We start from the raw sequence: 24782 nt of genomic DNA, 5'->3' as shown, positions 1-24782 counted from the left end.
AGCCGCCGCGAATGACCGAGGGAACGACATGAACGCGACTCGCTCGACCGATATCGCGCACCGAGGGAAAGAGACACCGGAACGCTTCCCGATGGCGCTGATCGTGCTGCACTGGCTGATCGCCGTGTGCATCATCGCGATGCTGGGTATCGGCCTCTATATGGTCGGACTGCCGCGCGGCCTGCCCTTCAAGGCCGCGCTGATCAACTTTCACAAGTCGCTGGGCTTGACGGTTTTCCTGCTGGTGCTGATCCGCATCGGAGTTCTCATGGTATCCGGCAGGCCGCCGTTGCCGCCGATGCGAGCGTGGCAACGCGCCGCCGCGAGCGCTACGCAGGTTCTTTTATACGCTGCAATGATCGCGATGCCGGTGACGGGCTATCTGGGCTCGTCGTTCAACACGTACGGCACGCGCTTCTGGGGCATGTTGCTGCCGAAGTGGGGTTGGGACGACAAGGAACTGCGTCAGTTCTGGTTCGGCATTCATGAGGTTGTCGCATGGGTCTTCATAGCGCTGATCGCGCTGCATGTGGCGGGCGCGCTCAAGCATCAGATGATGAATCGCGACGGATTGCTGCGCAGGATGCTGCCGTAATGCGCGGCATTCATCAATCGAGGCCCTTTTTAAAGGCATTTTTAGCGGTTCTTTAGGGAGCAAGGGGACGATGAAGGTCAAGGTGCTCGGTTCATCGGCGGGTGGCGGATTTCCACAATGGAACTGCAACTGCCGCAACTGCGACGGCGTGCGCAATGGCAAGATCGCGGCACAGCGGCGCACGCAGTCTTCGATTGCCGTGAGCGTCGACGGCATCGCGTGGCTGCTCGTGAATGCGTCGCCCGACCTCCTTGCGCAGATCGCCGCCAACCCGGAGATGCAGCCGGCGCGTCACGCACGCGACACGGGCATCGCCGCCGTGCTGCTGATGGATGCGCAGATCGATCACGTCACCGGCCTGCTGATGCTGCGCGAAAACAGCGCGCCGCTGCCGCTGCATGCAACGGATGCCGTCTGGCAAGACCTGTCGTCAGGTTTCCCGATCGTCTCGATCCTGTCGCACTACTGCGGCGTCGAGCGTCACACCATCGATCTCGATGCCGGCCCGTTCGAGATCGCCGCGCTGCCGGGCGTGCGCATCGAAGCGCTGCCGCTGTCGAGCAAGGCACCGCCCTACTCACCGCACCGCGCGGCGCCGCAGCGCGGCGACAACATCGGGCTGCTGATCACGGCGCCCGCTTCCGGCAAACGCGTGTTCTATGCGCCCGGACTCGGCGTGCTCGAACCGCACATCCGCGACGCGATGCGCAGCGCCGACCTGCTGCTCGTCGACGGCACGACATGGACCAGCAACGAAATGATCGAACTCGGCCTCTCGAAGAAAACGGCTGGCGACATGGGCCACCTCGCGCAAACGGGACCGGGCGGCATGATCGACGTGCTGGATTCGCTCGATAGGCCGAATGCGCGAAAGGTGCTAATACATATCAACAACACGAATCCCATCCTGATCGACGACGGTCCCGAGCGCCGCACGCTGGCGCAGCACGGCATCGAAGTCGCGCATGACGGGATGCTGTTCGAGCTGTGAGTGAATCGTGAATCAGCGGAGAATCGATCGATGAATGTCAAAGGCGGCAGCGGCCCGGCATGGACCCGCGATGAATTCGAAGCGCAATTGCGCGCGAAGGGACAGGCGTATCACATTCATCATCCGTTCAACGTGAAGATGAACAGCGGCGGCTGTTCGCGCGAGCAGATTCGCGGCTGGGTCGCGAACCGCTTCTACTATCAGATCAACATTCCGCTGAAGGATGCCGCCGTGTTGTCGAATTGCCCTGATCGCGAAACGCGCCGCCGCTGGGTGCTGCGCATTCTCGATCACGACGGTTACGGCGAAGACGAAGGCGGCATCGAAACCTGGGCTCAGCTCGGCGATGCCGTTGGTTTGTCGCGCGACGAGTTGTGGTCGCTCGAACATGTAGTGCCGGGCGTGCGCTTCGCCGTCGACGCGTATGTGAACTTCGCGCGCCGCGCGCCGTGGCAGGAAGCCGTGTGTTCGTCGCTGACGGAGATCTTCGCGCCGCAGATCCATAAAGACCGGCTTTCCACATGGCCCGGGCATTATCCGTGGATCAAACCCGAGGGCCTTGCGTATTTCCGTTCGCGCATTTCGCTCGCGCAACGCGACGTCGAACATGGCCTCGCCGTCACGCTCGATCATTTCCGCACGCGCGAACAGCAGGAACGCGCGCTCGACATTCTGCAATTCAAGCTCGACATTCTCTGGACGATGCTCGACGCGATCGAGAAGGCCTTCCCAGCATGAACACGCCGACTACCGACAACGCGCAAACCCCTGAAAAACGCGGCCCGAAACTCAGCAGCCTGTTTCGCCTGCAATGGGAACCGGCTCAGGATGCGCATGTGCTGCTGTATCCCGAAGGCATGGTCAAGCTGAACCAGAGCGCCGCGCAAATCCTGTTGCGCTGCGACGGCACGCGCGACATGGCCGCGCTCGTCGCCGAACTCGAACAGACTTTCAACGCGAAGGGTCTCGCACCGGAAGTCGAAGCCTTCGTGGACCACGCGCGCTCGCGTGGCTGGCTGGAGTGACAGCATGACCGATCTCTCGACACCTTCGCAGGAGCACGCGCAGCAGGCGTCGCGCAGCAGCGTGGGGCCGCCGTTGTGGCTGCTTGCGGAACTCACGTACCGCTGCCCGCTGCATTGCGCGTTCTGCTACAACCCGGTCAACTACACCGACCATCGCGACGAACTGAGCACCGCGCAATGGATCGACGTGCTGCAGCAGGCGCGCAAGCTCGGCGCCGCGCAACTCGGCTTTTCAGGCGGCGAGCCGCTGATGCGCGACGACCTGGAAGAACTCGTCGCCGAAGCGCACCGGCTGGGCTTCTATACGAACCTTATCACGTCGGGCGTCGGGCTGACGGATGCGCGTCTCGAAGTGCTGAAGGCCAACGGGCTCGATCATATTCAACTGTCGTTTCAGGACTCGACGCAGGAACTCAACGACTTTCTCAGCAGCACGCGCACGTTCGACCTGAAGAACCGCGTCGCGCGTTCGATCAAGGCGCATGGCTTTCCGATGGTGCTCAACTGCGTGCTGCATCGCTACAACCTGCCGCACGTCGACAAGATCATCGACATGGCGCTCGCGATGGGCGCCGAATATCTGGAACTCGCGAACACGCAATACTACGGCTGGGCGCACGCGAACCGCGCACAGCTGATGCCGACAGCCGAACAGCTGCGCGAAGCGGAGGCCGTCGTCCAGCGCTATCGCGAGGAAATCGGCAACCGCTGCAAGATCTTCTTTGTCGTGCCCGACTACTTCGAAACGCGGCCCAAGCGCTGCATGAACGGCTGGGGTTCGGTGTTTCTCGGCATTGCGCCCGATGGCGCCGCGCTGCCCTGCCATTCGGCGCGCTCGCTGCCCGGCCTCACGTTTCCGAACGTTAAGGACACGCCGCTCGAACACATCTGGTTCGACAGCGACGCGTTCAACCGCTTTCGCGGCTTCGAGTGGATGAAGGAGCCGTGCCGCAGTTGCGATGAGAAGACTCAAGATCTCGGCGGCTGCCGCTGTCAGGCGTATCTGCTGACGCAGGACGCGGCCAATGCCGATCCCGTCTGCGACAAGTCTGCGCATCACGAGCAGGTCGTGCGCGTCGTGCGCGAGGCGGCGAACCGTTCGGCGGCGCTTGCGCCGAACGAACAGCCCGTCACGTTCCGCAACGACGCGAACTCGCGGCGCCTTGCGGCGGGCGCAAGCGAATCCACTGCGGCGCCCCGCAACGAGGGAGCGCGATCATGACGACGCCCTCTATCTCCGTGCTTCTCGTCGACGATCATGCCGTCGTGCGCGAAGGCTATCGAAGGTTGCTCGAGCTCAGTCCCGACGTCCGCGTCGCGGGCGAGGCCGCCGACGCGACCCAGGCGTATCAGCGCTTTTGCGCACTGCAGCCCGACGTCGTCGTGATGGATCTGGCGTTGCCCGGCGCGAGCGGCATCGAAGCGATGCGGCGCATGCTCGCACGCGAGCCGGAAGCGCGCGTGCTGATTTTCAGCGTGCATGAAGAAACGCTGTTCGTGCGACGCGCATTCGATGCGGGTGCGTGCGGCTACGTGACGAAAGCGAGCGCGCCCGATGTGCTCGTCGAAGCGGTGCGCGCCGTCGCGCGCCGCGTACGCTATCTGAGCGCCGATGTCTCGCATGCGCTCGCGCTACGCACGATGTTCAGCGAAGGGCCGCCCGGGCGCCAGTTGTCCGCGCGCGAATTCGAAGTGCTGCGCCTGCTCGTGCAGGGCTTTACGCTGCCCGTGATCGCCGAACGGCTCGGCTTGAGCCAGAAGACGATTGCGAATCATCAGTCGGCGATCCGCCAGAAGTTTGGTGCGAACAATGGCGTGCAGCTCGTGCAGATCGCGCAACGGCTCGGGCTTCAGTTCTCGGAACTGGCCGCGCCTCACGAGCTTTTCCGTTCGCCGGGGCCGATGGAAGCGCTCGGCTCGGGCAGTCCGACCTGAGCCGGCACGCGCGCGCACAGCAGAAAGCCACGCCCAGGCTCGCTGGCCATATGAAACTCGCCGCCTAGCGCTTCGATGCGCTCGCGCATGCCGATCAGGCCCAGGCCGATGCGCGGTTTCGACAGATCGACACCGGGGCCATCATCGGCAACCGTCACGACGATCTCGCCGCTGCGTTCGCTGTCGGCGGGCGCTCTCACCAGATAGATTTCGACGCTCGCTTCGCGCGCGAACTTCGATATGTTCGTCAGCGCTTCCTGCACGAGACGGTAGAGCGTGACGTTGAGCGCGTCGGAGAAACCATCGAAGTCGCCGTCGATGGTGAGCTTGAACGATGCGTCGGGAAGCCGCTCACGCCACCCTTCCACGCAATGCTCGAGTGCGCTCGGCAGGCCCAGTTCGTCGAGGCCGATGGGCCTTAGTTTGCGGATCATTCCGCCGATCTGCCGATAAACGAAGCCCGCGCTTTGCATCACGGCCAGCGACGCGCGATGAATTTCCTTCTGATCCGCCGATAAGGCCGACAGATCGCGAATACGCGCGGCGTCGAGCGCGATCGCGTTCAGGTATTGCCCGAGTTCGTCATGCAGCTCGCGCGCGAGATGGCGGCGCTCGGCTTCCTGCGCTTCGATGGCCTGACTGGCGAGCCGCCGGTTCTCGGCGAGCAGACGTGCGGCTTCCTGTTCCGCTGCGCGGCGGCGCAGCAACTCCTTGTGCGATTCCCGATAGCGGCGCCACGCGAACCACGCGAGTCCCGCCGCCAGTACGAACAGCGTGACGGGCAACTCGTCGAGCTGATAACGCTCGGCACGGCGGCTCCAGCGATACGCGAGTTCGCTCACGTCGAAGGTCGAGCACAGCGCGCCAACGATCACCGTCAGCACCACGACGCACAGGAAGTCGCGCCATGCAACGGAGCGCGACTCCTTCGCGTGCGCCGCAATCGGCGGCTGCCGCGGCGCCTGCTGCGATTGCGCTGCGCCGGCAGCATCCGCGCGACTGTCTGCTGCCTGCCGCGGCTCCGGCTCGCGGTGCGCCGGTCCGGGTGAAGAGAGAGCTTCGGGCATGAGCGTATCGATGGAAGCGGTGACTCATTCTACTCATCCCACGGGTGCTTTTTGCTGCGTATTTAGCCGCTTTGGGAAGGGCTCCCAAAAGAATCGGGAAAGCTTCCCGGGCATCGCGCGCCCTTCCTGTGCGACGCTGCAAGCAACGGCAAAGCGACACGAGGCTTACATGCGCAGCCCGCGAGCGCGCCGCCGTCATAAGGCTGAAACAACCCGCTGGAGACGAAAACGATGAAACCCTCGCGGCGCAAATCGCGACGCGTCCGACTGCATTCTCGCAACGGCGCATTCCAACTGGTGTTCAGCAGTGCATTGGCCAGCCTGTGCGCGGCCGCATGGTCGCAGGAAGCGCCCTCGTCCCCCGCCGAGGTGCAGCAGACAGCACAGAACACGACCGGACAGGCCGAAATGCCCACGATCGTCGTGATCGGCACGACGCCGCTGGTCGGCATCGGCACGGCAATCGAACTCGTGCCCGCGAACGTGCAGACGATACGCGGCCGCGAGATCGACCAGCAGCATCCGAATACGCTGACCGACTACTTCGCTACGAATCTGCAAAGCGTCGACATCAACGATGCGCAAGGCAATCCGTCGCAGATGGACATCAATTACCGCGGCTTCACCGCTTCGCCTCTGCTCGGCACACCGCAGGGACTCTCCGTGTTCATGGACGGCGTGCGCGTCAACGAGCCGTTCGGCGACGTCGTCAACTGGGATCTGATACCGCCCGCCGCGATCGATACGATCCAGCTGATTCCCGGCTCCAATCCGACCTTCGGCCTCAACACGCTGGGCGGCGCGATCGCGATCGCGACGAAGAACGGCAGCTCGTCGCCGGGCGGGGAAGCGGAGATCAGCGGCGGATCGTTCGGACGCAAGAGCGCGCAGATCCAGCAAGGCGGCGTAATCGGCAGCAATTTCGACTACTACTTCACGGGCAATCTGACCAACGACGACGGCTGGGCCGATCACAACGGCAGCCGCCTGCGCCAGGCCTTCGGCAAGCTGCGCTATCACGATGCCGACACCACGTTGTCGGTTTCCGGCGGGGCAGCGGACAACACGCTCGACGGCTCGCAGACGATCCCGCGCTCGTTTCTCGACAACCGCAAGCAGGCGTACACGTTTCCCGATCAGAACAGCAACACGGTCGGCTACCTGACGATTGCAGGCGAGCACTATTTCACGCCCAACGTGCAGCTGAGCGGCACGCTCTACTATCGCCACTATCGCAACGAGAACGTCAGCAGCAATGTCAACGACGATATCGTCGGCGCCGACGATGTCGCGCCCGCCACCAACGTGCAGTCGACCGTCTTCACGGAAAGCTACGGCGGCAGTCTGCAACTGTCGCTGTTACAGAACCTGTTCGGCAAACGCAATGAGCTGACGCTCGGTGTCGCCGCCGATCTCGCGAACACGCATTTCACGCAGTCTTCGCAGGATGCGACGTTCACCGACACGCGCGCCACGATCGGCACGGGTCCGTTCCAGCAGACGACGGATGCGAAGACGCGCAACGAAACCTACGGCGTCTATTTCACCGATACATTCTCGTTCAACGAACAATGGGCGATGACGTTCGCGGGCCGCTATAACTGGTCGCGCGCGACGATCGGCGACGAAAGCGGCGTGCAGCCGCTGCTCGACGGACGCCATGTGTTTTCGCGCTTCAATCCGGCTATCGGCGTCAACTGGAATCCAACCGACAGCTTCACCGCCTACGCGACCTACAACGAAGGGATGCGCTCGCCGACGTCGATCGAGCTCGCATGCGCGGACCCTGCAGCGCCCTGCTCGCTGCCGAACGATTTCATTGCGGACCCGGCGCTGCAGCCCGTCATTTCGAAGACGTTCGAAATCGGCGCGCGCGGGCGGCTCGGCAGCAACACGACGTGGAGTGCGGCGCTGTATCGCACGACGCTCGACGATGACATCCAGTTCGTCAGCAGCAACGGCGCAGCCAGCACGCTCGGATTCTTCCAGAACGTCGGCAAGACGCGTCGCCAGGGATTCGAACTCGCGGGCCGCACGAAGTACGGCAAGGTGGGCGTGAGCGCGAGCTACAGTTACGTGGACGCGACGTATCAGTCGACGTGGACCGAGAGCAGCGCAAGCAATTCGAGCGCGGACGCGGACGGCAACATCACCGTGCATTCCGGCGACCGCATTCCCGGCATTCCGCAGAATACGGTGAAGCTGCGCATCGATTACACGCCGATCGCGGCCTGGAACATCGGCACGAATCTCACGTATCGCGGCAGCATTTTCGCGCGTGGCGACGAGAACAATCAGGACGTCAATGGCACGGTCGCAGGTTACTTCCTCATCGATCTCGATACCACGTACAACGTGACGAAACAGCTTCAGGTGTTCGCGACCGTCAAGAATCTGCTGAACAAGCACTATGCGAACTTCGCGATTCTCGGCGAGAACTTCTTCAATGGGCCGAATCATACGTTCGACCCGACGGGCGTGACGAATGAGCAGTTTCTTGGGATCGGTGCGCCGCGTGGGGTGTGGGTGGGGTTGAGGTATGCGTGGAAGTGAGGTGCGTTGTGATGTCTGCGACGGCGGCTACGTGGACCTGCCATCGCAGACAATGGATCGGTTCTACCGCGATTCAATCGAGCCCTGACTAGGCGGCGAAGTCACGATCCCCCACGCCAGCGGCAAATCCCCGATCTGGCTGACCGTCTGATAGTTGTTCTTCGCGTCCAGCACGAAAACCGCATTCGACCTGCCGCACGCCATCAGCACCTTCGACCCATCGGGCGTGAAGCTGAAATGCCAGCAGCGCTGGCCAACGGGCGCGTCGGTCACATGCTCGTACGTCTTCGCATCGAACACCTGCAAGGTCTTGTCGCGCGCGGCGGCGATGAGCAGATGCTTGCCCGCAGGATCGAACGCAACGCCATACGGGCCGAGTTTCGTATCGACCGTCTTCACCGTCTTGAGCGTCCCGGCGTCGAGCACGACGAATTTGCTGGTGTTTTCCAGCGTCACCACATATTGCTTCCCGTCCGGCGAAGCCTTGATGCCGCGCGGCCGCGAACCTTTGTCCATCTGCACGGTGCGCACCAGTTTGCCCGTCCCCGTGCGATATACGGAGACCGTATCGTCGCCCTCGTTCGTCACGAGCAGTTCACGACCGTCCGGCGAAAACTCGACGCCCTCCGTTTCATGCCCGCTCTTCACCGAGCGCACCACTTTCATCGTCTTCAGATCGACGATCGCGACTTCGGCGGGCGGGCTGTTCGCGCCGTCATCGTCGTCGTGGCCGCCCTTGCCACCCTTGCCGCCCGCGGCTTCCGTTTCAGGTTTGCCCTCGGGTTTGCCCTCGGGTTTGCCCTCAGGCTTGCCCGCGCCCTGATTCGCAGCCTGCGGCGGCGGACCGCTATCGCCGGGTTCATACGTCACATACGCCAGACCGCGATGCACGCGCACGAACTCCGGGTTTTTGCCGATCTTCACGCGCGCCACCACTTTGCCGGTCGACGTATCGATCGCCGAGAGATCGCCCGACTTGTTCGCGACCAGCAGCCTGCGTCCGTCCGCCGTCAGGCTCAGGCCGCGCGGTCCGTCCTTGCCGAGGCCGATCGTTTTCGTGAGCGTCATCTGGTCGAGATCGATCACGCCGACGCCGTTCGTCTCGCTCGTGACGTACGCAACGGCTGCCGCCGAGGCCTCGCCGGCAGCCGCGCCAAGCAGAACGGCGAGCGCGACGGATGCCGCCGCGCGTTTAGGTCTGTGTGTATGTCCGATAGTGCAATGCATCGATGTCTCCTGCGGAGTGTTGTTCGACGGGCCCGCGTCAGATCGCGCGGACCATGTTCGTTGTGCCGCAAGGGCGAATTCACCCAGGCTCAAGTTAGCGCATCGCGCGCCTGGAGGACAGCGTGGAAGGCCGGGAGTTTTTCCCGAAATCGAAGAACGCCCGCCGTTCAATGCGCCGTGTCCCGTTCCGACGCGAGAAGGCCGACGAGCGCATCGACGCCGCGCCGCCACGACTGATCGGTATTGCCGCGAATATCGACGGAACGCTGGAACACGACCTGCCCGCTCGCCGTGTCTTCGATGCGCAAATTGATGTTGAGGATCAGGTTGCTGACTTTCTGCACCCAGCACACGCCGACGCGCTGCGCGCCGAGCTGCCGCGCGATCTCCCGCTCGCAGCCGTTGCAGCTGCTCAAGTCCTGCGTGGCTTGGAGTCTGTCGATGAGCGTCGCCGCCGGACGGTTGTCCGCGACCTTGTAGAGCCCCCGCTGGTCGACGAGCGTGCGCAGCTGCGCGCTCACCATCGTCGCGCGCGCCTGCTGGGTCTGCGTGACGGAAGGATCGTTATAGGCCGCGTTGTCGTCGAGCACCACGCAGTCCAGCAACGCGATGGCGGGCGGCACGGCAGCGGCTGTCACCGAAACGGTACACAGTGCGACGCCGACGGCGAGCAACGGGAACAGCGCGTGGGCGCGCCGAAGGCTGAACGCGTCGGAGCGGGATCGGAAAACGGTCAACGCAGCAGGCCCTCCACGATCGGTATGCGCGCCCGGCAGGCGCACCGCCGCGCCAGCCCCTCGCGGTCTTCGTGAAGCAGATAACGGGCCCGAACGCTGCGTCGATGCAGCGCGCGTGATCGGCTCAGGTTTCTGCGGTCAAATCCGCGACCTGTGCAGCGGCTTCAGCGGCGAGCGCCTTACCGACTTCGTCGGCGAAACGCTGCAGCGAAGAGAGCGGCCCGCTGACACTGTGATACATCTGGCTGCCGATCTGCGCATCGAGCAACACCTGCATGCCGGACTTCTTCGCCATTTCGATCAGATCCACCTGAGCCTCCTTGCCGGGTTCGCGCCTATCGCGACAACATCAGCGTACCCGGTCAAATTGACCGTCATTCCGATGAACAGAGGGCAAGGATTGGATCAATTTACCTGTTTCGACAGTTCGCCGACGTACGGCGCCCGTGCGGCACAGGCTCGACGCTATTTCAGCGGCGCTGGCGCAATGGGCCGCGATGCCAATGGTGGCTCCTTCGCGGACGACGGCTCGGCTTTCGCCGGGCGTACCGTGTCAGCGCTTCTTATCGAAAACCCGAACGTGTTCACGCCGCCGAGGCTGCGCGCGAACACCACGCCGCCGTGCATGTCGGCGACCGCCTTGACGATCGCGAGCCCGAGCCCGTGATTCTCGCGGCTGTTCGTGCGCGACAGTTCCGCCCGATAGAAGCGGTCGAACACGTGCTCGAGCACCTCGTCCACGATCGGCGCGCCAGGATTCGCGACGGCGACCCACACGCGCCCCGCCTCGCGCGAAATCGTCACCTTGATCGTCGCGCCGGGCGTGCAATGGTGAATCGCGTTGATCAGCAGGTTCGCGCACGCGCGGCCGAACAGCGAGCGGTTGACGCGCGCCGCGGCATCGCCGTGCAATTCGGCCTGCACCTGCGCCTCTTCCATCGGCATTTCGAGGAACTCGACGGTGCGCGCCACTTCCGTCGCGAGCGACACTTCGACGAGTTCCGTCGCGCGCTCGCCCTGATCCGCGCGCGCGAGGAACAGCATGTCGTTGATGATGCCGCGCATGCGCTCGAACTCTTCCAGGTTCGATTGCAGCGTGCGGCGCAGATCGTCGACCGAACGGTTGCGCGTCAACGCCACCTGCGTCTGCCCGATCAGAATCGTCACGGGCGTGCGCAATTCGTGCGCGACATCGGCATTGAACGATTCGAGGCGCACGTACGCCTGATCGAGCCGCTCGAGCGCGCCGTTGAACGAATGCGCGAGATCGTTCAGTTCGAACGGCAGCTCCGTCGTTCGCAAGCGCTGAGAGCGATTATCGGCGCTCACCTCGGAAGCATCGACCGTCAGTCGGCGCAACGGCGCAAGACCGATGCGCGTGACCCAGTAGCTGAGCAGCGACGCGCCGAACGCGCCGAGCGCCGACAGCGCGGCCAGCGCAAGGCCGAACTCGCGCAATGCCTGCTCGGTCGGCGCGTAGCTGGTCGCGACCTGCAACTGCACCTGCGGACGCTCGCCGTTCGGCGGGATCGTCAGCGTGCGCGTCAGCAGATCGTGACCGGTGCCGTTGTCCGCGACACGTGCATAGTCGCCGCGCCACTGCTGCACGATCGTGCCCGTCACCGTGTGTCCGTAATTGAAAAGCGGATTCGCGCTTGAAATCGAATAAAGACTCGTGCCGTCGCGCGGCGTCATGTCGCCGAGCTTTTCTTGCGCGATGCGCCACTTGTCGCGATTGATCGCGTGATGCACGATGATGCGCGCCACTTCCGTGCGGCTATCGAGCGAATCGCGCAGGCGCTGTTCGAGTTGCGAGCGCAACACGAGGAACAGCCCCGTGTCCACCAGCGTAAACACAGACAGTGCGACGAGCGCAAACAGCAACGCAAGGCGCCGTGCGATGGAACGGGTCGAGCGAATCATGATGCCTCCGCTTCCTCTCTGACTTCGAGCACGTAGCCCATGCCGCGCATCGTGTGCAGCAGCTTGGTGGAAAACGGCCCGTCGAGCTTCGCGCGCAGCCGCTTGATCGCCGTCTCCACGACGTTCGTATGGCTGTCGAAGTTCACATCCCACACCAGTTCCGTGATCATCGCTTTCGACAGGATGTCGCCCTGCCGCCGCGCAAGCACGCTCAGCAACTGGAACTCTTTCGCAGTCAGATCGAGGCGCACGCCGCTACGCGTCGCGCGCCGTCCGATCAGATCGACATATAGATCGCCGACGCAGATCAGCGTCGACTCCTGCACGCGCGTGCGCCTCGCGAGCGCGTGCAGACGCTCCACCAGTTCGAGGAACGAAAACGGCTTGGTCAGGTAATCGTCGGCGCCTTCGCGCAAACCGCGCACGCGGTCGTTCACGTGATCGCGCGCGGTGAGCATGATGACGGGCGTGGACTTGCGCATGCGCAGCGCCTTGAGCACGCTGAGGCCGTCGCGCTTGGGCAGCATCACATCGAGCACGATGATGTCGTAGTCGAACTCGGACGCGAGATGCAGGCCCTCTTCGCCGTCGAGCGCGACGTCGACGACCCAGCCCTGCTCCGTCAGGCCACGGCGCAGATAGTCGACGACCTTGAATTCATCCTCCACGATGAGCAGCTTCATGGGCGCTCCTTTCTATGGTCTTCCTCATTATAAGTAGGCTTTTCAAACGTGTTCAGCCCGTCCTCTTTCGTCTGGTTACAGTCTGTTTTCAGTCCGGCGCGTGCGGGGCCGATGGATCGTCCGATGCGTCCTTAGCGGCGTCATGTTGCGTATCCGCTCCCTGCACATCCCAACCGCCGCCCAGCGCCTTCACGAGCGCGACGGATGTCGTCATCTGCTGGCCGTGTATCTGCACATCCTGGCGCTCGCTCGTCAGCAGCGATTGCTGCGCGGTGATCACGTCCAGATACGCGACGAGTCCGCCCGAATAGCGGTCGTTGGCAAGCGACAGCAGCCGCTGCGCATCGGCGACGGCATCGTGCGACTGCGACGCCGCGCGATCGAGTACGGAGAGCCCGGTGATGCCGTCCTGCACCTGCTGGAACGCCGTTAAAACCGCTTGCCGATAATTCGCCTGCGCGGCCTGATAGCCCTCGTTGGCGAAGTCGACATTCGCGGCGCGGCGGCCGCCGTCGAACACGACCTGACTCAGCGCGGCGCCGAGCGACCACATCAGGCTCGGCGCGCTCAGCAGATTCGCGAATTCCGTGCTTTGCCAGCCGATGCCCGGCGTCAAGGTCAGGCTGGGAAAAAACGCGGCCTTGGCAACGCCGATCTGCGCATTCGCCGCCGCCATCGCGCGCTCCGCCGATGCGATATCGGGCCTGCGCTGCAGCAGATCGCTCGGCAGGCCGAGCGGTATGGCAGGCACGGGATACCCGGCCACTTTCGGTTCGATCGAAAACTGCGGAGCGGGCACCGCGACGAGCGCCGCGATCGCATGCTCGAACTGTTCGCGCTGCGTGACGAGCAGTTGCGCCTGCACGCGCGTCTGATCGAGCAGCGACTTCTGCTGCAACACGTCGAGGCCGGACACGGAGCCGAGATCGTGTTCCGTCGTCACGTAGTCGAGCGCTTTCTGTTGCAGTTGCACCGAGCGGTCTAGCACGTCGATTTCGGCGTCGAGTTCGCGCAACGAGAAATAGTCGGTAGCGAGATCGGTGCTCAGCACGAGCCGCGCGTTCGCGAGATCGTCGCGAGACTGTTCCGCCGACGCCTGCGCGCCCTCCACGTCACGCCGGATACGGCCGAACAGATCGACGTCGTAGTTGATCGTCGGACCGATCTGCAGATTGTTCTGCACGGTCGACTGGTTCGGCACCGAGTAGTTCGTCACGGGCCGGTTTTTCGACACTCGCTCGCGCGCCGCCGATGCCGACAGATCGATTTCGGGAATCAGCTGCGCGCGCGTATTCGCGAGCGTGGCGCGCGCCTGCGCGTAGTGCGCGCTGGCCGCGACGAGCGTCTGGTTTTGCGCGAGCGCCTGCGATTCGAGATGATCGAGCGTCGCGTCGCCGAAGGTCTTCCACCAGTCCGGCGCAAGCGGCGCATGCGATGGCTGCGCGAGACGCCAGTACGAATCCGTATGCCACGCGGGCGGTGCGTCCGTCAGCGGCTGCTTGTAGTCGGGGCCGACCGTGCACGCGCACAGTGTTGCCGCGAGAGCGAGTGTGCCGGTTCGGGCGGCATTCAGCAGCGTATTCACGACGACGCCTTGCCTTTCGGCTGGGACGGAGCCTGAGGATGCGTCACTTCGACGTGATCGCCGTCTTCGATCGAATCGCTCGGATTGATGATCACGCGGTCGCCGGGCTCGATGCCGCTTTCGATTTCGAGCGTCTGCCCGAGATCTTGCGCAATCGCCACCTTGCGCAGATGCACGATACCGTCGTTATCGACGACAGCAAGCCGCGGCCCTTCCGCGCGGAACAGCAGCGCGTTGCCGGGCACCGACAGTTGCGCGCGCGCGCCCGAGGGCAATGCAACCTGCACGTAAGCGCCCGGCCGCAGCTTGCCGTCCGGGTTGTGCAGCGTCACTTCGACCTGCAACGAACGCGTGGGCACGTCGATCGCGCCGGAAATATTCGTGATGCGCCCGTTGAACTGCTGCCCCGGCAACTCAGCCTGCGTGACGACCACGTCTTCGCCGACCTTGATGTTCTGCGCGTAGGCCTGCGGCAATTGCACGTAGACGCGCAGCGGATCCGACTGCGCGAGTGCAAACAGCGCGCGGCTCGTGCCGCTGCCTGCATCGATCAGATCGCCCACGTCCACATTGCGCTGCGTCACCACGCCCGCAAATGGCGCGACGATGCGCTTGAAGCTTTCCAGTTGACGCAGCCGCTTCACGTTGGCTTCGGCGGCGGCGAGATTGGCGACGTCCTGCGAATACGTGCTTTGCCGTTCGTCGAGTTCCTGCTGCGAGACGGCATCGCGCTGACGCAATTGCTGCCAGCGCTCGAACGAGCTTTTCGCAAGCCCGAGGCTCGACTGGATCTGGTCGCGCTGCGCAACGGCCTGCGCGAGTTCCTGATCGATTTCAGGCGTATCGAGTTCCGCGAGCAATTGCCCTTCCTTCACGCGCGCGCCGATGTCCGCATACCAGTGCAGCAGATAACCGGTGGCACGCGCGTAGATCGGCGACTCGACATAGCCGCGCAACGTGCCGGGCAATACGGTTACGCCGCTGGTGCCATCGGCCTGCGCGGGCGTCACGACATCGACGTATTGCTTCGCGTTTTGCTGCGTCATCTGCGAGATCGAGCGGCCTTGCATGATGTTCGCGACCACCGTGCGCAACGCGCCTGCCGCGAGCAGCAGCAACACAATCACGATCGCGATCTTCGCGCGGCGCCACTCGCGATGGCGCGGCGGCAACGCGTGCCCATCCTGGGTTTCCCGCGCGGGAATCGCTAGCGAAGAGTGAGTCTTTTCAGTCATCTCGATCGTCCGTGTTCGGGCTGTGTCCGTGTGCATCGTCACGGCCGTTCTGTGAGTGATGCGTGCCGCGCTGCGAATCGTCGCGCTCGCGTGCAGACTTGCGATGCGCGAGCCGGCTATGAATGCCCGCGAACACGAGCGGCACGAAGAAGAGTGTCGACACCGTCGCGAACAGCAGGCCGCCGATCACCGCGCGGCCGAGCGGCGCATTCTGTTCCGCGCCTTCGCCGAGACCGAGCGCCATGGGGATCATGCCGATGATCATCGCGAACGCGGTCATCAGCACCGGCCGGATCCGGCTTGCGCCGGCTTCGAGCGCGGCTGTGAGCGGCGGCGCGCCCGCCGTCAGACGCTGACGCGCGAACGACACCATCAGAATGCTGTTCGCCGTCGCGACGCCCATTGTCATGATGGCGCCCGTCAACGCTGGCACGCTCAGATGCGTGCCCGTCAAAAACAGCATCCACACGATGCCCGCCAATGCCGCGGGCAACGCGCTCACGATGATGAGGGGATCGATCCACGACTGGAAGTTCACGACGATCAGCAGATACACGAGCACGATCGCCATCGCGACGCCGATGCCGAGTCCGAAGTACGACGTGCGCATCGTCTGCACCTGGCCGCGAATCGCGATCTGGCTGCCGCGCGGCAGACTCGCGCGCGCCTGCCCGACGAGCTTTTCGATCTGCCTGTCGACGCTGCCGAGGTCGCGTCCTTCGACACTGACGAACACATCGATCACAGGGCGAATGTTGTAATGCGTGACCATCGCGAACTGGTTCTGCGGCGACACCTGCACGAGATTGCCGAGCAGTTGTATCGGTCCCGTCGACGACGCCGATACGGGCGTGCGCAACAGCTGATCCACCGACGAAATCTGGTACTGCGGCGTCTGCACGGCGAGGTTGTACTCGACGCCGTTGCGCGGATTGAACCAGAATCCAGGCGACGTCTGCGAGCTGCCCGACAGCGAAATCAGCACGTTCTGCGCGACGTTGTTCGCGTTCAGATTCAACTGCTGCAAACGCGTACGGTCCATCTGCAGATTGATCACAGGCTCGTCGAGCTTCTGCTGGATGTGAGAATCGACGGCGCCGGGAATCGTGCGGATCTATTTGAGCAGCTTTCTCGCGATCTCAAGATTGCCTTCCTGATTCGAACCGACGATCTGCACATCGACGGCAGCGGGCAAGCCGAAGTTGAGGATCTGCGTGACGATATCGGCGGGTTGAAAGAAGAACTCGGTGCCCGGAAAGCGCTGCGGCAACAGCGCGCGCAAGCGGTCGATATAGTCGAGGCTCGGCTTGTGGTCTTCGTTCAGTGCAACCTGGATCTCGCCATCGAGCGTGCCGATCGTGCCCGCATTGCTGTACGACAGATTGATGCCGCTATACGGCAAGCCGAGATTGTCGAGCACCGTGCTCAGCTCATTGGGCGGAATCACTTCGCGCACCACCTTCTCGACCTGATCGGCGAGCCGTGCCGTTTCTTCGATACGCGTGCCCGTCGGCGCGCGCATGTGCAGGCGTATCTGGCCTGCGTCGACGCGCGGAAAGAAGTCCTCGCCCAACACGAATACGAGCGCCAGAGAGACCATGCAAAAGCCGAGAAACAGCGAGCCGAACAGTCGGCGCCGCACCAGCAGACTGCTGAGCACCATGATGTACGCGGCGCGCATCGTCTCGAAGCTGCGATCGAAACGGCGATGCAGACGCACGAAAAGATTCGGCCGTGCTTTCGGGTCGTGCTTGTGCGCATGGCCCATCAGCAGCATCGCGAGCGTCGGCACGAGGGTTCTCGACAGCACGTACGATGCGAGCATCGCGAACACCACGGCTTCCGCGAGCGGCACGAACAGATAGCGCGCGACGCCCGTCAGGAAGAACATCGGCACGAACACGATGCAGATGCACAGCGTCGAGACGAGCGCGGGAATCGCGATTTCGCCAGCGCCATCGAGAATCGCATCGTGCAGATTCGTGCCTAAATGCAGATGCCGTTCGATGTTCTCGATCGTCACGGTCGCATCGTCGACGAGAATGCCGACCGCGAGCGCGAGGCCGCCCAGTGTCATGATGTTGATCGTCTGCCCGAGCGCGTGCAGCGCGATCAGCGAAGTCAGGATGGAAAGCGGAATCGAGATCGCGATGATGCAGGTGCTGCGCCAGTTGCCGAGAAACAGCAGGATCATCGCCGCCGTCAGCGCAGCGGCGATCACGGCCTCGCGTACTACGCCGCGAATCGCGGCCTTCACGAACACGGATTGATCGAACAGCGCCGTGACCTTGATGTCGGACGGCAGCGCGGCCTGCGCGTTCGGCAACAGATCGCGCAGCGTATTGACGATCGACAGGGTCGACGCACTGCCCGTCTTCAGAATCGAGATCAGCACGCCGCGCCGGCCGTTCTCGCGCACGATGTTCGTCTGCGGAGAGAAGCCGTCGCGCACATGCGCCACTTCGCGCAGATACGTCGTCGCGCCATTCACCGTGCGCACCGGGATGTCGTTGAGGCCCGCAACGGTCGTCGGCGAGCCGTTCATGTTGACCGTGTACTCCTTGGGGCCGATTTTCGCGGTGCCCGTCGGCAGGATCAGGTTTTGCGCGTTGACGGCATTGACGACGTCGAGCGGCGTGAGCCCCTTTGCCAGCAGCGCGCGCGTGTCGAGATCGACGGAAATCAGGCGGCTCTTGCCGCCGTATGGATAGGGCACGGCTGCACCCGGAATGGTCACGAGTTGCGGGCGCAGAAAATTGAGCGCCGTGTCGTTCAGCTCCTGCTCGGACAGACGTGGACTCGACAGGCCGAGTTGAATGACGGGAATGCTCGACGCCGAATAGCTGATGACGAGCGGCGGCGTCGCGCCGGGCGGCATCTGCTTCAATTGCGCCTGTTCGACGGCGACCGTTTGCGCGATGGCCGTCTGGATGTTCGCATTCGGCTGCAGGAAGAGCTTGATGATCGCGATGCCCGCGAGCGATTGGGACTCGATGTGTTCGATGTCGTTGACCGTCGTCGTCAGGCTGCGCTCGTTGACGGACGTGATGCGGTTCGCCATGTCCTGGGCCGACAGACCTGTGTAATTCCAGATGATGCTGACGACGGGAATGTTGATTTCCGGCAGCACGTCGACGGGCGTGGTGAACAGCACGAATGGCGTCGCCAGCACGATCAGTATGGCCATCACGATGAACGTGTACGGCCGCTTCAATGCGAGATTGACGATCCACATACAGGTGTTGATATCCGAAAGAAGCGCGCAAGCGTGACATGAGGCGGCGGCGTCAGTGTCTCGCTGCGCGTCCGCGGCAACCTGGTGTTAATGCTAATTCGATAGCCCCAACAAACCGATGACGCGAAAATGGCAGTTTTGCCATATTCGGCGCGGGACGACCATTTCATGCGCGGACGCCCGAGCCGTCGGGCAATGGCCGAGGCACGCGTCTTGCAGGCCTGGTAGGTCGCCGTAAGGTTTATAGTCGTGTCTTATTGCTGAACAAAAAGGCCAACATGAAGCGCTTTTCGATGATCCGCGAGTTTCATCTCGCCGACTGGTTCACGCTCGGCAATGCCATTTGCGGCACAGGCGCGCTGTTTTCGATGATGAGTTACCTCGACAGCGCGCAAGTGATGCACGTGTACTTCGCCAGTGCACTCGTGTTCGCCGCACTCGTGTTCGACGTGCTGGACGGGCGCATCGCGCGCTGGCGCCAGAAGGCTTCGCTGCTGGGAAAGGAACTGGATTCGCTAGCCGATGTGATTTCGTTCGGCGTGGCGCCCGCCATCATCGGCTACGGTTGTGGAATGCGCGGACTCTATGACCGCGTTCTGCTCGCGTATTTCGTGGCGTGCGGCGTATCGCGGCTCGCGCGCTACAACGTGACGACGGAGACGATGTCGGGCGGTACGGGGAAAGTGACCCACTTCGAAGGTACGCCTATCCCGACATCGTTCGCGATTGTCCTGCTGCTCGCCATCGCCGCATGGCAAGGGGCTCTCGGTCCGCAATTATGGTTCGGCGAATGGCGCATTGCAGGTTATGTACTGCATCCATTGACGCTGGTATATGGTCTTTCCGGATCGCTGATGATCAGCCGCATCCGCATTCCGAAGCCTTGATGGTCAAAGGGATCAATTGCCCTTGTAGGTGGTGCGATTGAGTTGCTCGAGTTGCCCGTCGCGTTCCGACTGGATCAACTGCTGGCGCACGTCCTGCCGCGTCTCCTGTGTGTTGCGCGCACCTTGCGCCGCGCTGCCCCAATTGACGCCGCCCTGGCCCGTATCCGTTGCCGGACTGGCCGATTGCGCCTGAGTCTGATCCATTGGGTGGCTGTCTGTGGGCGTGTCCTGTGCATAGGCACTCGACATGGCTGCCACACCTGCCGTTACCACGAGGCTGAGAAGAAGTTGCTTCATTTCGAGGCTCCTTGATCGCGAGAGACTGTGTAGCGAATGAGAACCTTGCAGGCGGCTCGCGACACCTGCAACGTCGCTTTCACTCTACGCCTCGTCGGTGGCGCAACGCTGGCATTAGTATGACGAAGCTGCCAGTTTCGCGGGACGCTGCGAAATGTGCCTGAACTACGCTTGAATCCGGCCTTCGAAACCCAGCAGCACATTGACCGCGTTGACGCCGATCTCGTCGACCATATATCCGCCTTCCATCACGAAGAGCGTCGGCACCTTCAGGCTCGCCAGCAGTTCGCCCACCCGCAGATAGTCGGGAGTGCGCAAGCGGAAATGACTGATGGGGTCGCCCTCGAACGTATCGACGCCTAACGAGACCACCAGCGCATCCGGCGCATGGCGCCCGATTGCCGAACACGCATGCTGCAGCACGGGTTCGTACCCGTCCATGTCCGTGCCCTTTGGCAACGGCATGTTCAGATTGAAACCTTCGCCTTCGCCGATGCCACGCTCATCGGAAAAACCCGAAAAGTAAGGAAAGGACACGGACGGTTCGCCGTGTATCGAGACGAACAGCACGTCGTTGCGGTCGTAGAAAATATCCTGCGTACCGTTGCCGTGATGGAAGTCGACGTCGAGCACGGCGACGCGTTTCGCGCCCTGCTCGATGCAACGCTGCGCGGCGATCGCCGCATTGTTCAGATAGCAATAGCCGCCCATGTACTCGCGACCCGCATGGTGTCCTGGCGGCCGGCACAATGCAAAGGCGGCCTTCTCTCCACGCGAGAGCAGATCGATTCCCGTCAGGGCCGAATTCGCGCTCGCGCTGACTGCCTTCCACGTCCCGGCATTGATGGGCGAACCGGCGTCCATCGAAAAGAAGCCCAGCTTGCCGTCGATGAATTGCGGCATCGCCGTCGACGGCAAGCCTCGAACGGGCCACACGAGCGGCAACGCCTGGCAGCTGCGGCCCGTAGCCGACCACTCGTCCCACGCGGATGCGAGAAAACCGACGTAGCGTTCGCTATGCGCGCCCACATAACTCGCGTGGTCATAGGCGTGCGGGGCGACGACATCGCCGAGGCCCGCCGCCTGAACCTGTTTCAGCACGGTCTCGGCACGGGCGGGCTTTTCGAAGGAATCGGAAACGGCGCCGTCCTTGAGTTCGACGCCGTGATGCAAGCGGTGATCGCTGCTATAGATGGTCTGCATGGTGATGTACGCCGTTGAAGGTGCGTACAGTCTACCTGGGCAAAATCAGCTTGCGTGGCGCGTCAGAAGAGATACAGCCCCGCGACGAAGATCAGACCCGAGAACAGTAATGCCGTTACGCAATAGCCCATGATGTCGCGCACGCCAAGGCCCGCAATCGCCAGTGCAGGCAGCGCCCAGAACGGCTGCGCCATGTTGGTCCACGCTTCGCCATAAGCGATCGCCATGGCGGACTTGCCGAGATCGGCGCCGATCGCTTTCGCGGCCGGCATCACGAACGGTCCCTGCACGACCCAGTGGCCGCCGCCGCTCGGCACGGCAAAGTTGATCACGGCCGAACTCAGGAACGTCAGCAGCGGGAATGTATGGACGTTTGCGATTTCGATGAACCAGTTCGTGATCACGCCCGCGAGACCCGAGTGGTCCATCGTCGCCTGAATGCCCGCGTAGAACGGAAACTGGATCATGATGCCCGCCGTGCCGCGCGCCGCCGTGCCGATGGCACGCGCATACGCCATTGGCGTCTTGTGCAGCAGAATGCCCGCCGCGAGAAAGACGATGTTGACGGTATCGATGTCGAGGCTGAAGCCCTTCTTCGTAAAGCGGATCACGAGATACGCGGCGATCAGCAGCGCAACCAGAATGGAAAGAATCCGGCTCTCTTCGATGCGCTCGGCCCACGTCGAATCGGCCGTGATCTTACGCTCCGCCACGGGTTCGTCGGTGAACAGCGCGGGATCGACGGACACGACTTCGTCGGCGCGCGGCATCATCGCGCGCACCAGCAGCGGCAGCATCACGATCAGCGCGGCCGTGATGAACAGGTTGTAGCCGGTGAAGAGCGTCTGCGAGACAGGGATCAGGCCGATCACCTTCTCCATCGGATTGCCCCTGGTCGCCGCGACGAGCGGCACCGAACCCGACAAACCGCCATGCCATGTGAGGAAGCCCATATAGGCGGCCGCCACCAGCAGGCGGTAATCGACGCCGCGCACACGTCTCGCCACTTCGCGCGCGAACATGGCGCCGAGCACGAGACCGAAGCCCCAGTTGATCGCGCACGCGACGCCGCTCACCAGCGCGACGAGCATCGTGCCCTGCGCGGGCGTCTTCGCCATGCTGCCCAAAGCCGACAGCGCATTCTTGACGGGCCCGGACGTCGCCAGTGCATGCCCTGTCACGAGGATCAGCGCCATCTGCATCGTGAATGCGAGCAGGTTCCAGAAGCCGCTGCCCCACATGAACACGAGTTCGTCGGGCGTCCTGGGCGTGAGGCCCAACGACAGCGCAAACGTGATCGCCGTCAGAAGCAGCGCAAAAATGAGGGGATCAGGCAGAAAGCGGTGAACCACCTGCGTAAAGAAGCGGGCAATACCTTGAATCACGACGTCTCCAGCGTTTGTTCAACTGTTCATTGGATGCGCGCGAGATTCTGCCACAGCTATACACAATGAGTCGGTGAACTGCACAAGGGTTCGCTGGAGAGGGGTTCGCGTGCACATAGCGGACACACAATCGTGTCAGCTATGTGTTAGCGATCGTTCAGCTTCGCTGAGTGGATCAGAGGCCCAGTTCGCTCAAGCCCGGATGATCGTCGGGTCGGCGGCCGAGCGGCCAGAAGAACTTGCGCTCGTTCTCCTTGATCGGCAGATCGTTGATGCTTGCGTGGCGATGGTGCATCAGGCCATCGGGACCGAACTCCCAGTTCTCGTTGCCATACGAGCGGAACCAGTTGCCGGCATCGTCTCGCCATTCATAGGCGAAGCGCACCGCGATGCGGTTATCCGTGAAGGCCCACAGTTCCTTGATCAGACGGTACTCCAGTTCCTTGTCCCATTTGCGCGCGAGGAACGTGCGCACTTCGTCGCGGTTGTGGACGAACTCCGCCCGGTTGCGCCACCAGGTGTCTTGCGAATACACCAGTGCGACTTTGGCCGCGTCACGCGAATTCCAGCCGTCTTCGGCTTGCCTCACTTTCTGGATGGCGGTTTCGCGTGTAAACGGCGGCAGCGGCAGACGGACTTCTGTGTTGCTCGACATCGACTTCTCTCTCTGTGAATAGTGACGGTGTGAGTCATTATTCGTGAAGTCGGGTTATGGCTTTGTCGGGATGGGGGTGGTTTTGCCGATTTGCATGGTAAGGCCAATCGCAGATAGCGTCGCGACGGGAGACACCAGCGCGATCGCTTCGCTGCCATCCATATGGGGACCCGTCTAGGCGTAATCTGCGCTGCTGATCAATTGCGTACGCGACGATTCAAGCACCGGATCAAAGTTTTAGAATTTCCGCTTCTTCAGCGTATAGGCAAACAACGCGTACTGGGTGTTTGTATCGGAATCGAAATATCCACCTTGAGCGGCGCCGTCCTTTAACTCTTTCCATGATGATCCGGCATCCGTGCTGATGAACGTGAGATCCTGCGGCGCGCCGTTGCCCGTCGCATCGGTAGCGTAGGTCAGCAGTACTCCGTGTTTGCCTACGTTAAGACCGTCAAGCATCAAATGGTCATCAAACGTGCGCAACTGTCGCACTTGAGTTCGCCGATCGCTAGTCCATACCGACAGTGCGCCAGTCCGATGCCCTTTATCGTTAGGATCATCTGGATTGCGCGGTGCGCCAAGCCGCGATAGCGCATACAACGAATATCCCGCGCTCGCGTCCGGGGACGATTGAAGGTCGACTACTGTCTGGTTTGGCAGCGCGACATCCTGCTCGAAGTCAGACTGATTCCAACCCATCCGGTAGACCAGACTCGATGTCTTCACGTCACCCAATTGCTCGACATGATAAGCGACGCGCAGCACGCCATCGGGCCCGAGGTTGACCGCATCAAACGTCTTGTGAGGTTTTCCGGCGTCGGCGAGTGGCGGCACCTTCACTTCGTGCCATGACTGTCCGCCGTCGGCTGTGCGCCATACGTGCGGTCCCCATCCGATCGCATATCCCCGTTGCGGATCCAGGAACAGCAGCTTCCCGATGTTATGCGTCTCTTGCCACTTCAATTGCGTCCAGTTCAGGCCGCCGTCGCCCGATCGCCATAGTTTCGTGATCTGGGGTGTCAGCCCGTTCGAAGCCTGTGACGCTTTGTAGTCCATCCATGCCGTGCTGACGTACACCGTGCCCCAGTCCTTCGAGTACCACCAGGCGGCATTCTGACCTTGCTGCTGGAAAGTGCGTGTCAAACCAGTCCCGAGCGTGCCCCTCAGGAAAGCTACCGTACGTCGGTTCAGACGCTCGGAAGCGTCGTCCATCCATGCTTCAGTGAACTCCGCGACGTCCGGGTTCTTGAGCTCGCTAGCCGGTTTGAACTTCAGTTCGGGCCCCGCGACCTTGAGACTAATGACATCGTCGCCATGAAGGCGGAAGGCACCGCCACCATAGGGTTTGTCACTTTTCCCAAATGTCGTCGAGACCGTTTCCCAACCTGCCGTCATCTTCTGATATCCATAAGTCGAGACGGCGAGCAAAGCAAGGCCGCCCAGCAGCAACTTCCAGCGTGACGAATTTTGCATGTTACTTTGCCAACAGGCGACCAAGCGCCTTGCCTACCGGGTCATCGATGTGGGACTGGTTAATCATATTCGGCAAGACCACTTGGCCGCT

Annotated in this window: 21 protein-coding genes and 1 pseudogene; 8 read left to right on the top strand and 14 right to left on the bottom strand. The window is 62.6% G+C overall.

Going from position 1 to position 24782, the window contains the following annotated elements; all coding sequences use genetic code 11:
• Window positions 1–28 precede the first annotated feature (28 nt).
• The 6 genes from FRZ40_RS33530 (at window position 29) to FRZ40_RS33505 (ending at window position 4546) form a co-directional block, all read left to right on the top strand.
• Window positions 29–595: a cytochrome b gene (locus tag FRZ40_RS33530; protein WP_147237077.1), complete on the top strand. Its 567-nt coding sequence runs from the start codon at window positions 29–31 to the stop codon at window positions 593–595.
• A gap of 70 nt (window positions 596–665) precedes the next feature.
• Window positions 666–1586, top strand: a complete 921-nt coding sequence (pqqB, locus tag FRZ40_RS33525) for a pyrroloquinoline quinone biosynthesis protein PqqB (RefSeq protein ID WP_028364295.1) — start codon at window positions 666–668, stop codon at window positions 1584–1586.
• A gap of 30 nt (window positions 1587–1616) precedes the next feature.
• Complete coding sequence (gene pqqC / locus FRZ40_RS33520) at window positions 1617–2324, top strand: pyrroloquinoline-quinone synthase PqqC (protein ID WP_147237076.1); 708 nt, start codon at window positions 1617–1619, stop codon at window positions 2322–2324.
• Entirely contained in the window at window positions 2321–2611 is a 291-nt protein-coding gene (gene pqqD / locus FRZ40_RS33515; protein ID WP_028364293.1) for a pyrroloquinoline quinone biosynthesis peptide chaperone PqqD, read from the top strand. The genes pqqC and pqqD overlap by 4 nt, the downstream gene beginning before the upstream one ends.
• 4 nt (window positions 2612–2615) lie before the next feature.
• Entirely contained in the window at window positions 2616–3833 is a 1218-nt protein-coding gene (gene pqqE / locus FRZ40_RS33510) for a pyrroloquinoline quinone biosynthesis protein PqqE (RefSeq protein WP_028364292.1), read from the top strand.
• Window positions 3830–4546: a response regulator transcription factor gene (locus tag FRZ40_RS33505; protein ID WP_028364291.1), complete on the top strand. Its 717-nt coding sequence runs from the start codon at window positions 3830–3832 to the stop codon at window positions 4544–4546. Before pqqE ends, FRZ40_RS33505 begins: the two co-directional genes overlap by 4 nt.
• On the opposite strand, the gene FRZ40_RS33500 is transcribed toward FRZ40_RS33505, so the two are convergent.
• The gene (locus FRZ40_RS33500; RefSeq protein ID WP_081767426.1) at window positions 4486–5613 is read right to left on the bottom strand and encodes an ATP-binding protein; all 1128 of its coding nucleotides are present in this window, start codon (window positions 5611–5613) and stop codon (window positions 4486–4488) included. The two genes, FRZ40_RS33505 and FRZ40_RS33500, sit on opposite strands and share 61 nt — an antisense overlap.
• A gap of 231 nt (window positions 5614–5844) precedes the next feature.
• On the opposite strand from FRZ40_RS33500, the gene FRZ40_RS33495 reads away from it, so the two are divergent.
• Window positions 5845–8166, top strand: coding sequence for a TonB-dependent receptor (locus tag FRZ40_RS33495; protein WP_147237075.1), 2322 nt, complete (start codon window positions 5845–5847; stop codon window positions 8164–8166).
• Between the two features lie 63 nt (window positions 8167–8229).
• On the opposite strand, the gene FRZ40_RS33490 is transcribed toward FRZ40_RS33495, so the two are convergent.
• The 8 genes and pseudogenes from FRZ40_RS33490 to FRZ40_RS33455 form a co-directional block, all read right to left on the bottom strand.
• A complete protein-coding gene (locus FRZ40_RS33490) occupies window positions 8230–9393 on the bottom strand; it encodes a cytochrome D1 domain-containing protein (protein ID WP_147237074.1) in 1164 nt (387 codons plus the stop codon).
• A gap of 167 nt (window positions 9394–9560) precedes the next feature.
• Complete coding sequence (locus FRZ40_RS33485; protein WP_147237073.1) at window positions 9561–10130, bottom strand: DUF3280 domain-containing protein; 570 nt, start codon at window positions 10128–10130, stop codon at window positions 9561–9563.
• A gap of 124 nt (window positions 10131–10254) precedes the next feature.
• Window positions 10255–10440, bottom strand: coding sequence for a hypothetical protein (locus tag FRZ40_RS33480; protein WP_147237072.1), 186 nt, complete (start codon window positions 10438–10440; stop codon window positions 10255–10257).
• 155 nt (window positions 10441–10595) lie between these two features.
• Window positions 10596–12053 carry a heavy metal sensor histidine kinase gene (locus FRZ40_RS33475; RefSeq protein WP_147237071.1) on the bottom strand — a complete coding sequence of 486 codons (1458 nt, stop codon included), beginning with the start codon at window positions 12051–12053 and terminating at the stop codon, window positions 10596–10598.
• A complete protein-coding gene (locus FRZ40_RS33470; RefSeq protein ID WP_028364284.1) occupies window positions 12050–12736 on the bottom strand; it encodes a heavy metal response regulator transcription factor in 687 nt (228 codons plus the stop codon). Before FRZ40_RS33470 ends, FRZ40_RS33475 begins: the two co-directional genes overlap by 4 nt.
• 88 nt (window positions 12737–12824) lie before the next feature.
• Window positions 12825–14321: an efflux transporter outer membrane subunit gene (locus FRZ40_RS33465; protein WP_147237070.1), complete on the bottom strand. Its 1497-nt coding sequence runs from the start codon at window positions 14319–14321 to the stop codon at window positions 12825–12827.
• Window positions 14318–15556: an efflux RND transporter periplasmic adaptor subunit gene (locus FRZ40_RS33460; RefSeq protein WP_147237069.1), complete on the bottom strand. Its 1239-nt coding sequence runs from the start codon at window positions 15554–15556 to the stop codon at window positions 14318–14320. Before FRZ40_RS33460 ends, FRZ40_RS33465 begins: the two co-directional genes overlap by 4 nt.
• Window positions 15549–18791 (bottom strand): annotated as a pseudogene (locus FRZ40_RS33455) (efflux RND transporter permease subunit). Before FRZ40_RS33455 ends, FRZ40_RS33460 begins: the two are co-directional and overlap by 8 nt.
• Window positions 18792–19069: 278 nt before the next feature.
• Here FRZ40_RS33455 and FRZ40_RS33450 point away from each other — a divergent pair.
• Entirely contained in the window at window positions 19070–19678 is a 609-nt protein-coding gene (locus FRZ40_RS33450; RefSeq protein WP_028364281.1) for a CDP-alcohol phosphatidyltransferase family protein, read from the top strand.
• A gap of 12 nt (window positions 19679–19690) precedes the next feature.
• Here the strand turns inward: FRZ40_RS33450 and FRZ40_RS33445 are convergent, their stop codons facing one another.
• From FRZ40_RS33445 to FRZ40_RS33425, 5 genes are all read right to left on the bottom strand, one after another.
• On the bottom strand, window positions 19691–19975 hold the full coding sequence (locus tag FRZ40_RS33445; protein ID WP_147237068.1) for a hypothetical protein: 285 nt from the start codon (window positions 19973–19975) through the stop codon (window positions 19691–19693).
• Between the two features lie 165 nt (window positions 19976–20140).
• Window positions 20141–21178 carry a histone deacetylase family protein gene (locus FRZ40_RS33440; RefSeq protein ID WP_147237067.1) on the bottom strand — a complete coding sequence of 346 codons (1038 nt, stop codon included), beginning with the start codon at window positions 21176–21178 and terminating at the stop codon, window positions 20141–20143.
• A gap of 62 nt (window positions 21179–21240) precedes the next feature.
• Window positions 21241–22563 (bottom strand): TIGR00366 family protein, encoded by a 1323-nt coding sequence (locus FRZ40_RS33435; protein ID WP_147237066.1) that lies wholly within the window; start codon window positions 22561–22563, stop codon window positions 21241–21243.
• A gap of 175 nt (window positions 22564–22738) precedes the next feature.
• Complete coding sequence (locus FRZ40_RS33430) at window positions 22739–23218, bottom strand: nuclear transport factor 2 family protein (protein WP_147237065.1); 480 nt, start codon at window positions 23216–23218, stop codon at window positions 22739–22741.
• Window positions 23219–23455: 237 nt separating this feature from the next.
• On the bottom strand, window positions 23456–24613 hold the full coding sequence (locus FRZ40_RS33425) for a glycosyl hydrolase (protein ID WP_147238485.1): 1158 nt from the start codon (window positions 24611–24613) through the stop codon (window positions 23456–23458).
• Window positions 24614–24782 lie beyond the last annotated feature (169 nt).

The sequence above is a fragment of the Paraburkholderia azotifigens genome, assembly GCF_007995085.1.
Classification (GTDB): Bacteria; Pseudomonadota; Gammaproteobacteria; order Burkholderiales; family Burkholderiaceae; genus Paraburkholderia; species Paraburkholderia azotifigens.
The sequence above is the reverse complement of the archived record's forward strand: the minus strand, read 5'-3'. Positions and strand labels throughout refer to the sequence as shown.

Bases quoted from the DNA above. Each gene is read 5' to 3' on its own strand.
- pqqD (WP_028364293.1), top strand. From the start codon at position 2,321: ATGAACACGCCGACTACCGACAACGCGCAAACCCCTGAAAAACGCGGC.
- FRZ40_RS33500 (WP_081767426.1), bottom strand. From the start codon at position 5,613: ATGCCCGAAGCTCTCTCTTCACCCGGACCGGCGCACCGCGAGCCGGAG.
- FRZ40_RS33445 (WP_147237068.1), bottom strand. From the start codon at position 19,975: ATGAAGCAACTTCTTCTCAGCCTCGTGGTAACGGCAGGTGTGGCAGCC.
- FRZ40_RS33430 (WP_147237065.1), bottom strand. From the start codon at position 23,218: ATGTCGAGCAACACAGAAGTCCGTCTGCCGCTGCCGCCGTTTACACGC.
- FRZ40_RS33450 (WP_028364281.1), top strand. From the start codon at position 19,070: ATGAAGCGCTTTTCGATGATCCGCGAGTTTCATCTCGCCGACTGGTTC.
- FRZ40_RS33425 (WP_147238485.1), bottom strand. From the start codon at position 24,613: ATGACGGCAGGTTGGGAAACGGTCTCGACGACATTTGGGAAAAGTGAC.
- pqqC (WP_147237076.1), top strand. From the start codon at position 1,617: ATGAATGTCAAAGGCGGCAGCGGCCCGGCATGGACCCGCGATGAATTC.
- pqqE (WP_028364292.1), top strand. From the start codon at position 2,616: ATGACCGATCTCTCGACACCTTCGCAGGAGCACGCGCAGCAGGCGTCG.
- FRZ40_RS33490 (WP_147237074.1), bottom strand. From the start codon at position 9,393: ATGCATTGCACTATCGGACATACACACAGACCTAAACGCGCGGCGGCA.
- FRZ40_RS33475 (WP_147237071.1), bottom strand. From the start codon at position 12,053: ATGATTCGCTCGACCCGTTCCATCGCACGGCGCCTTGCGTTGCTGTTT.
- FRZ40_RS33470 (WP_028364284.1), bottom strand. From the start codon at position 12,736: ATGAAGCTGCTCATCGTGGAGGATGAATTCAAGGTCGTCGACTATCTG.
- FRZ40_RS33530 (WP_147237077.1), top strand. From the start codon at position 29: ATGAACGCGACTCGCTCGACCGATATCGCGCACCGAGGGAAAGAGACA.
- FRZ40_RS33440 (WP_147237067.1), bottom strand. From the start codon at position 21,178: ATGCAGACCATCTATAGCAGCGATCACCGCTTGCATCACGGCGTCGAA.
- FRZ40_RS33460 (WP_147237069.1), bottom strand. From the start codon at position 15,556: ATGACTGAAAAGACTCACTCTTCGCTAGCGATTCCCGCGCGGGAAACC.
- FRZ40_RS33505 (WP_028364291.1), top strand. From the start codon at position 3,830: ATGACGACGCCCTCTATCTCCGTGCTTCTCGTCGACGATCATGCCGTC.
- FRZ40_RS33495 (WP_147237075.1), top strand. From the start codon at position 5,845: ATGAAACCCTCGCGGCGCAAATCGCGACGCGTCCGACTGCATTCTCGC.
- pqqB (WP_028364295.1), top strand. From the start codon at position 666: ATGAAGGTCAAGGTGCTCGGTTCATCGGCGGGTGGCGGATTTCCACAA.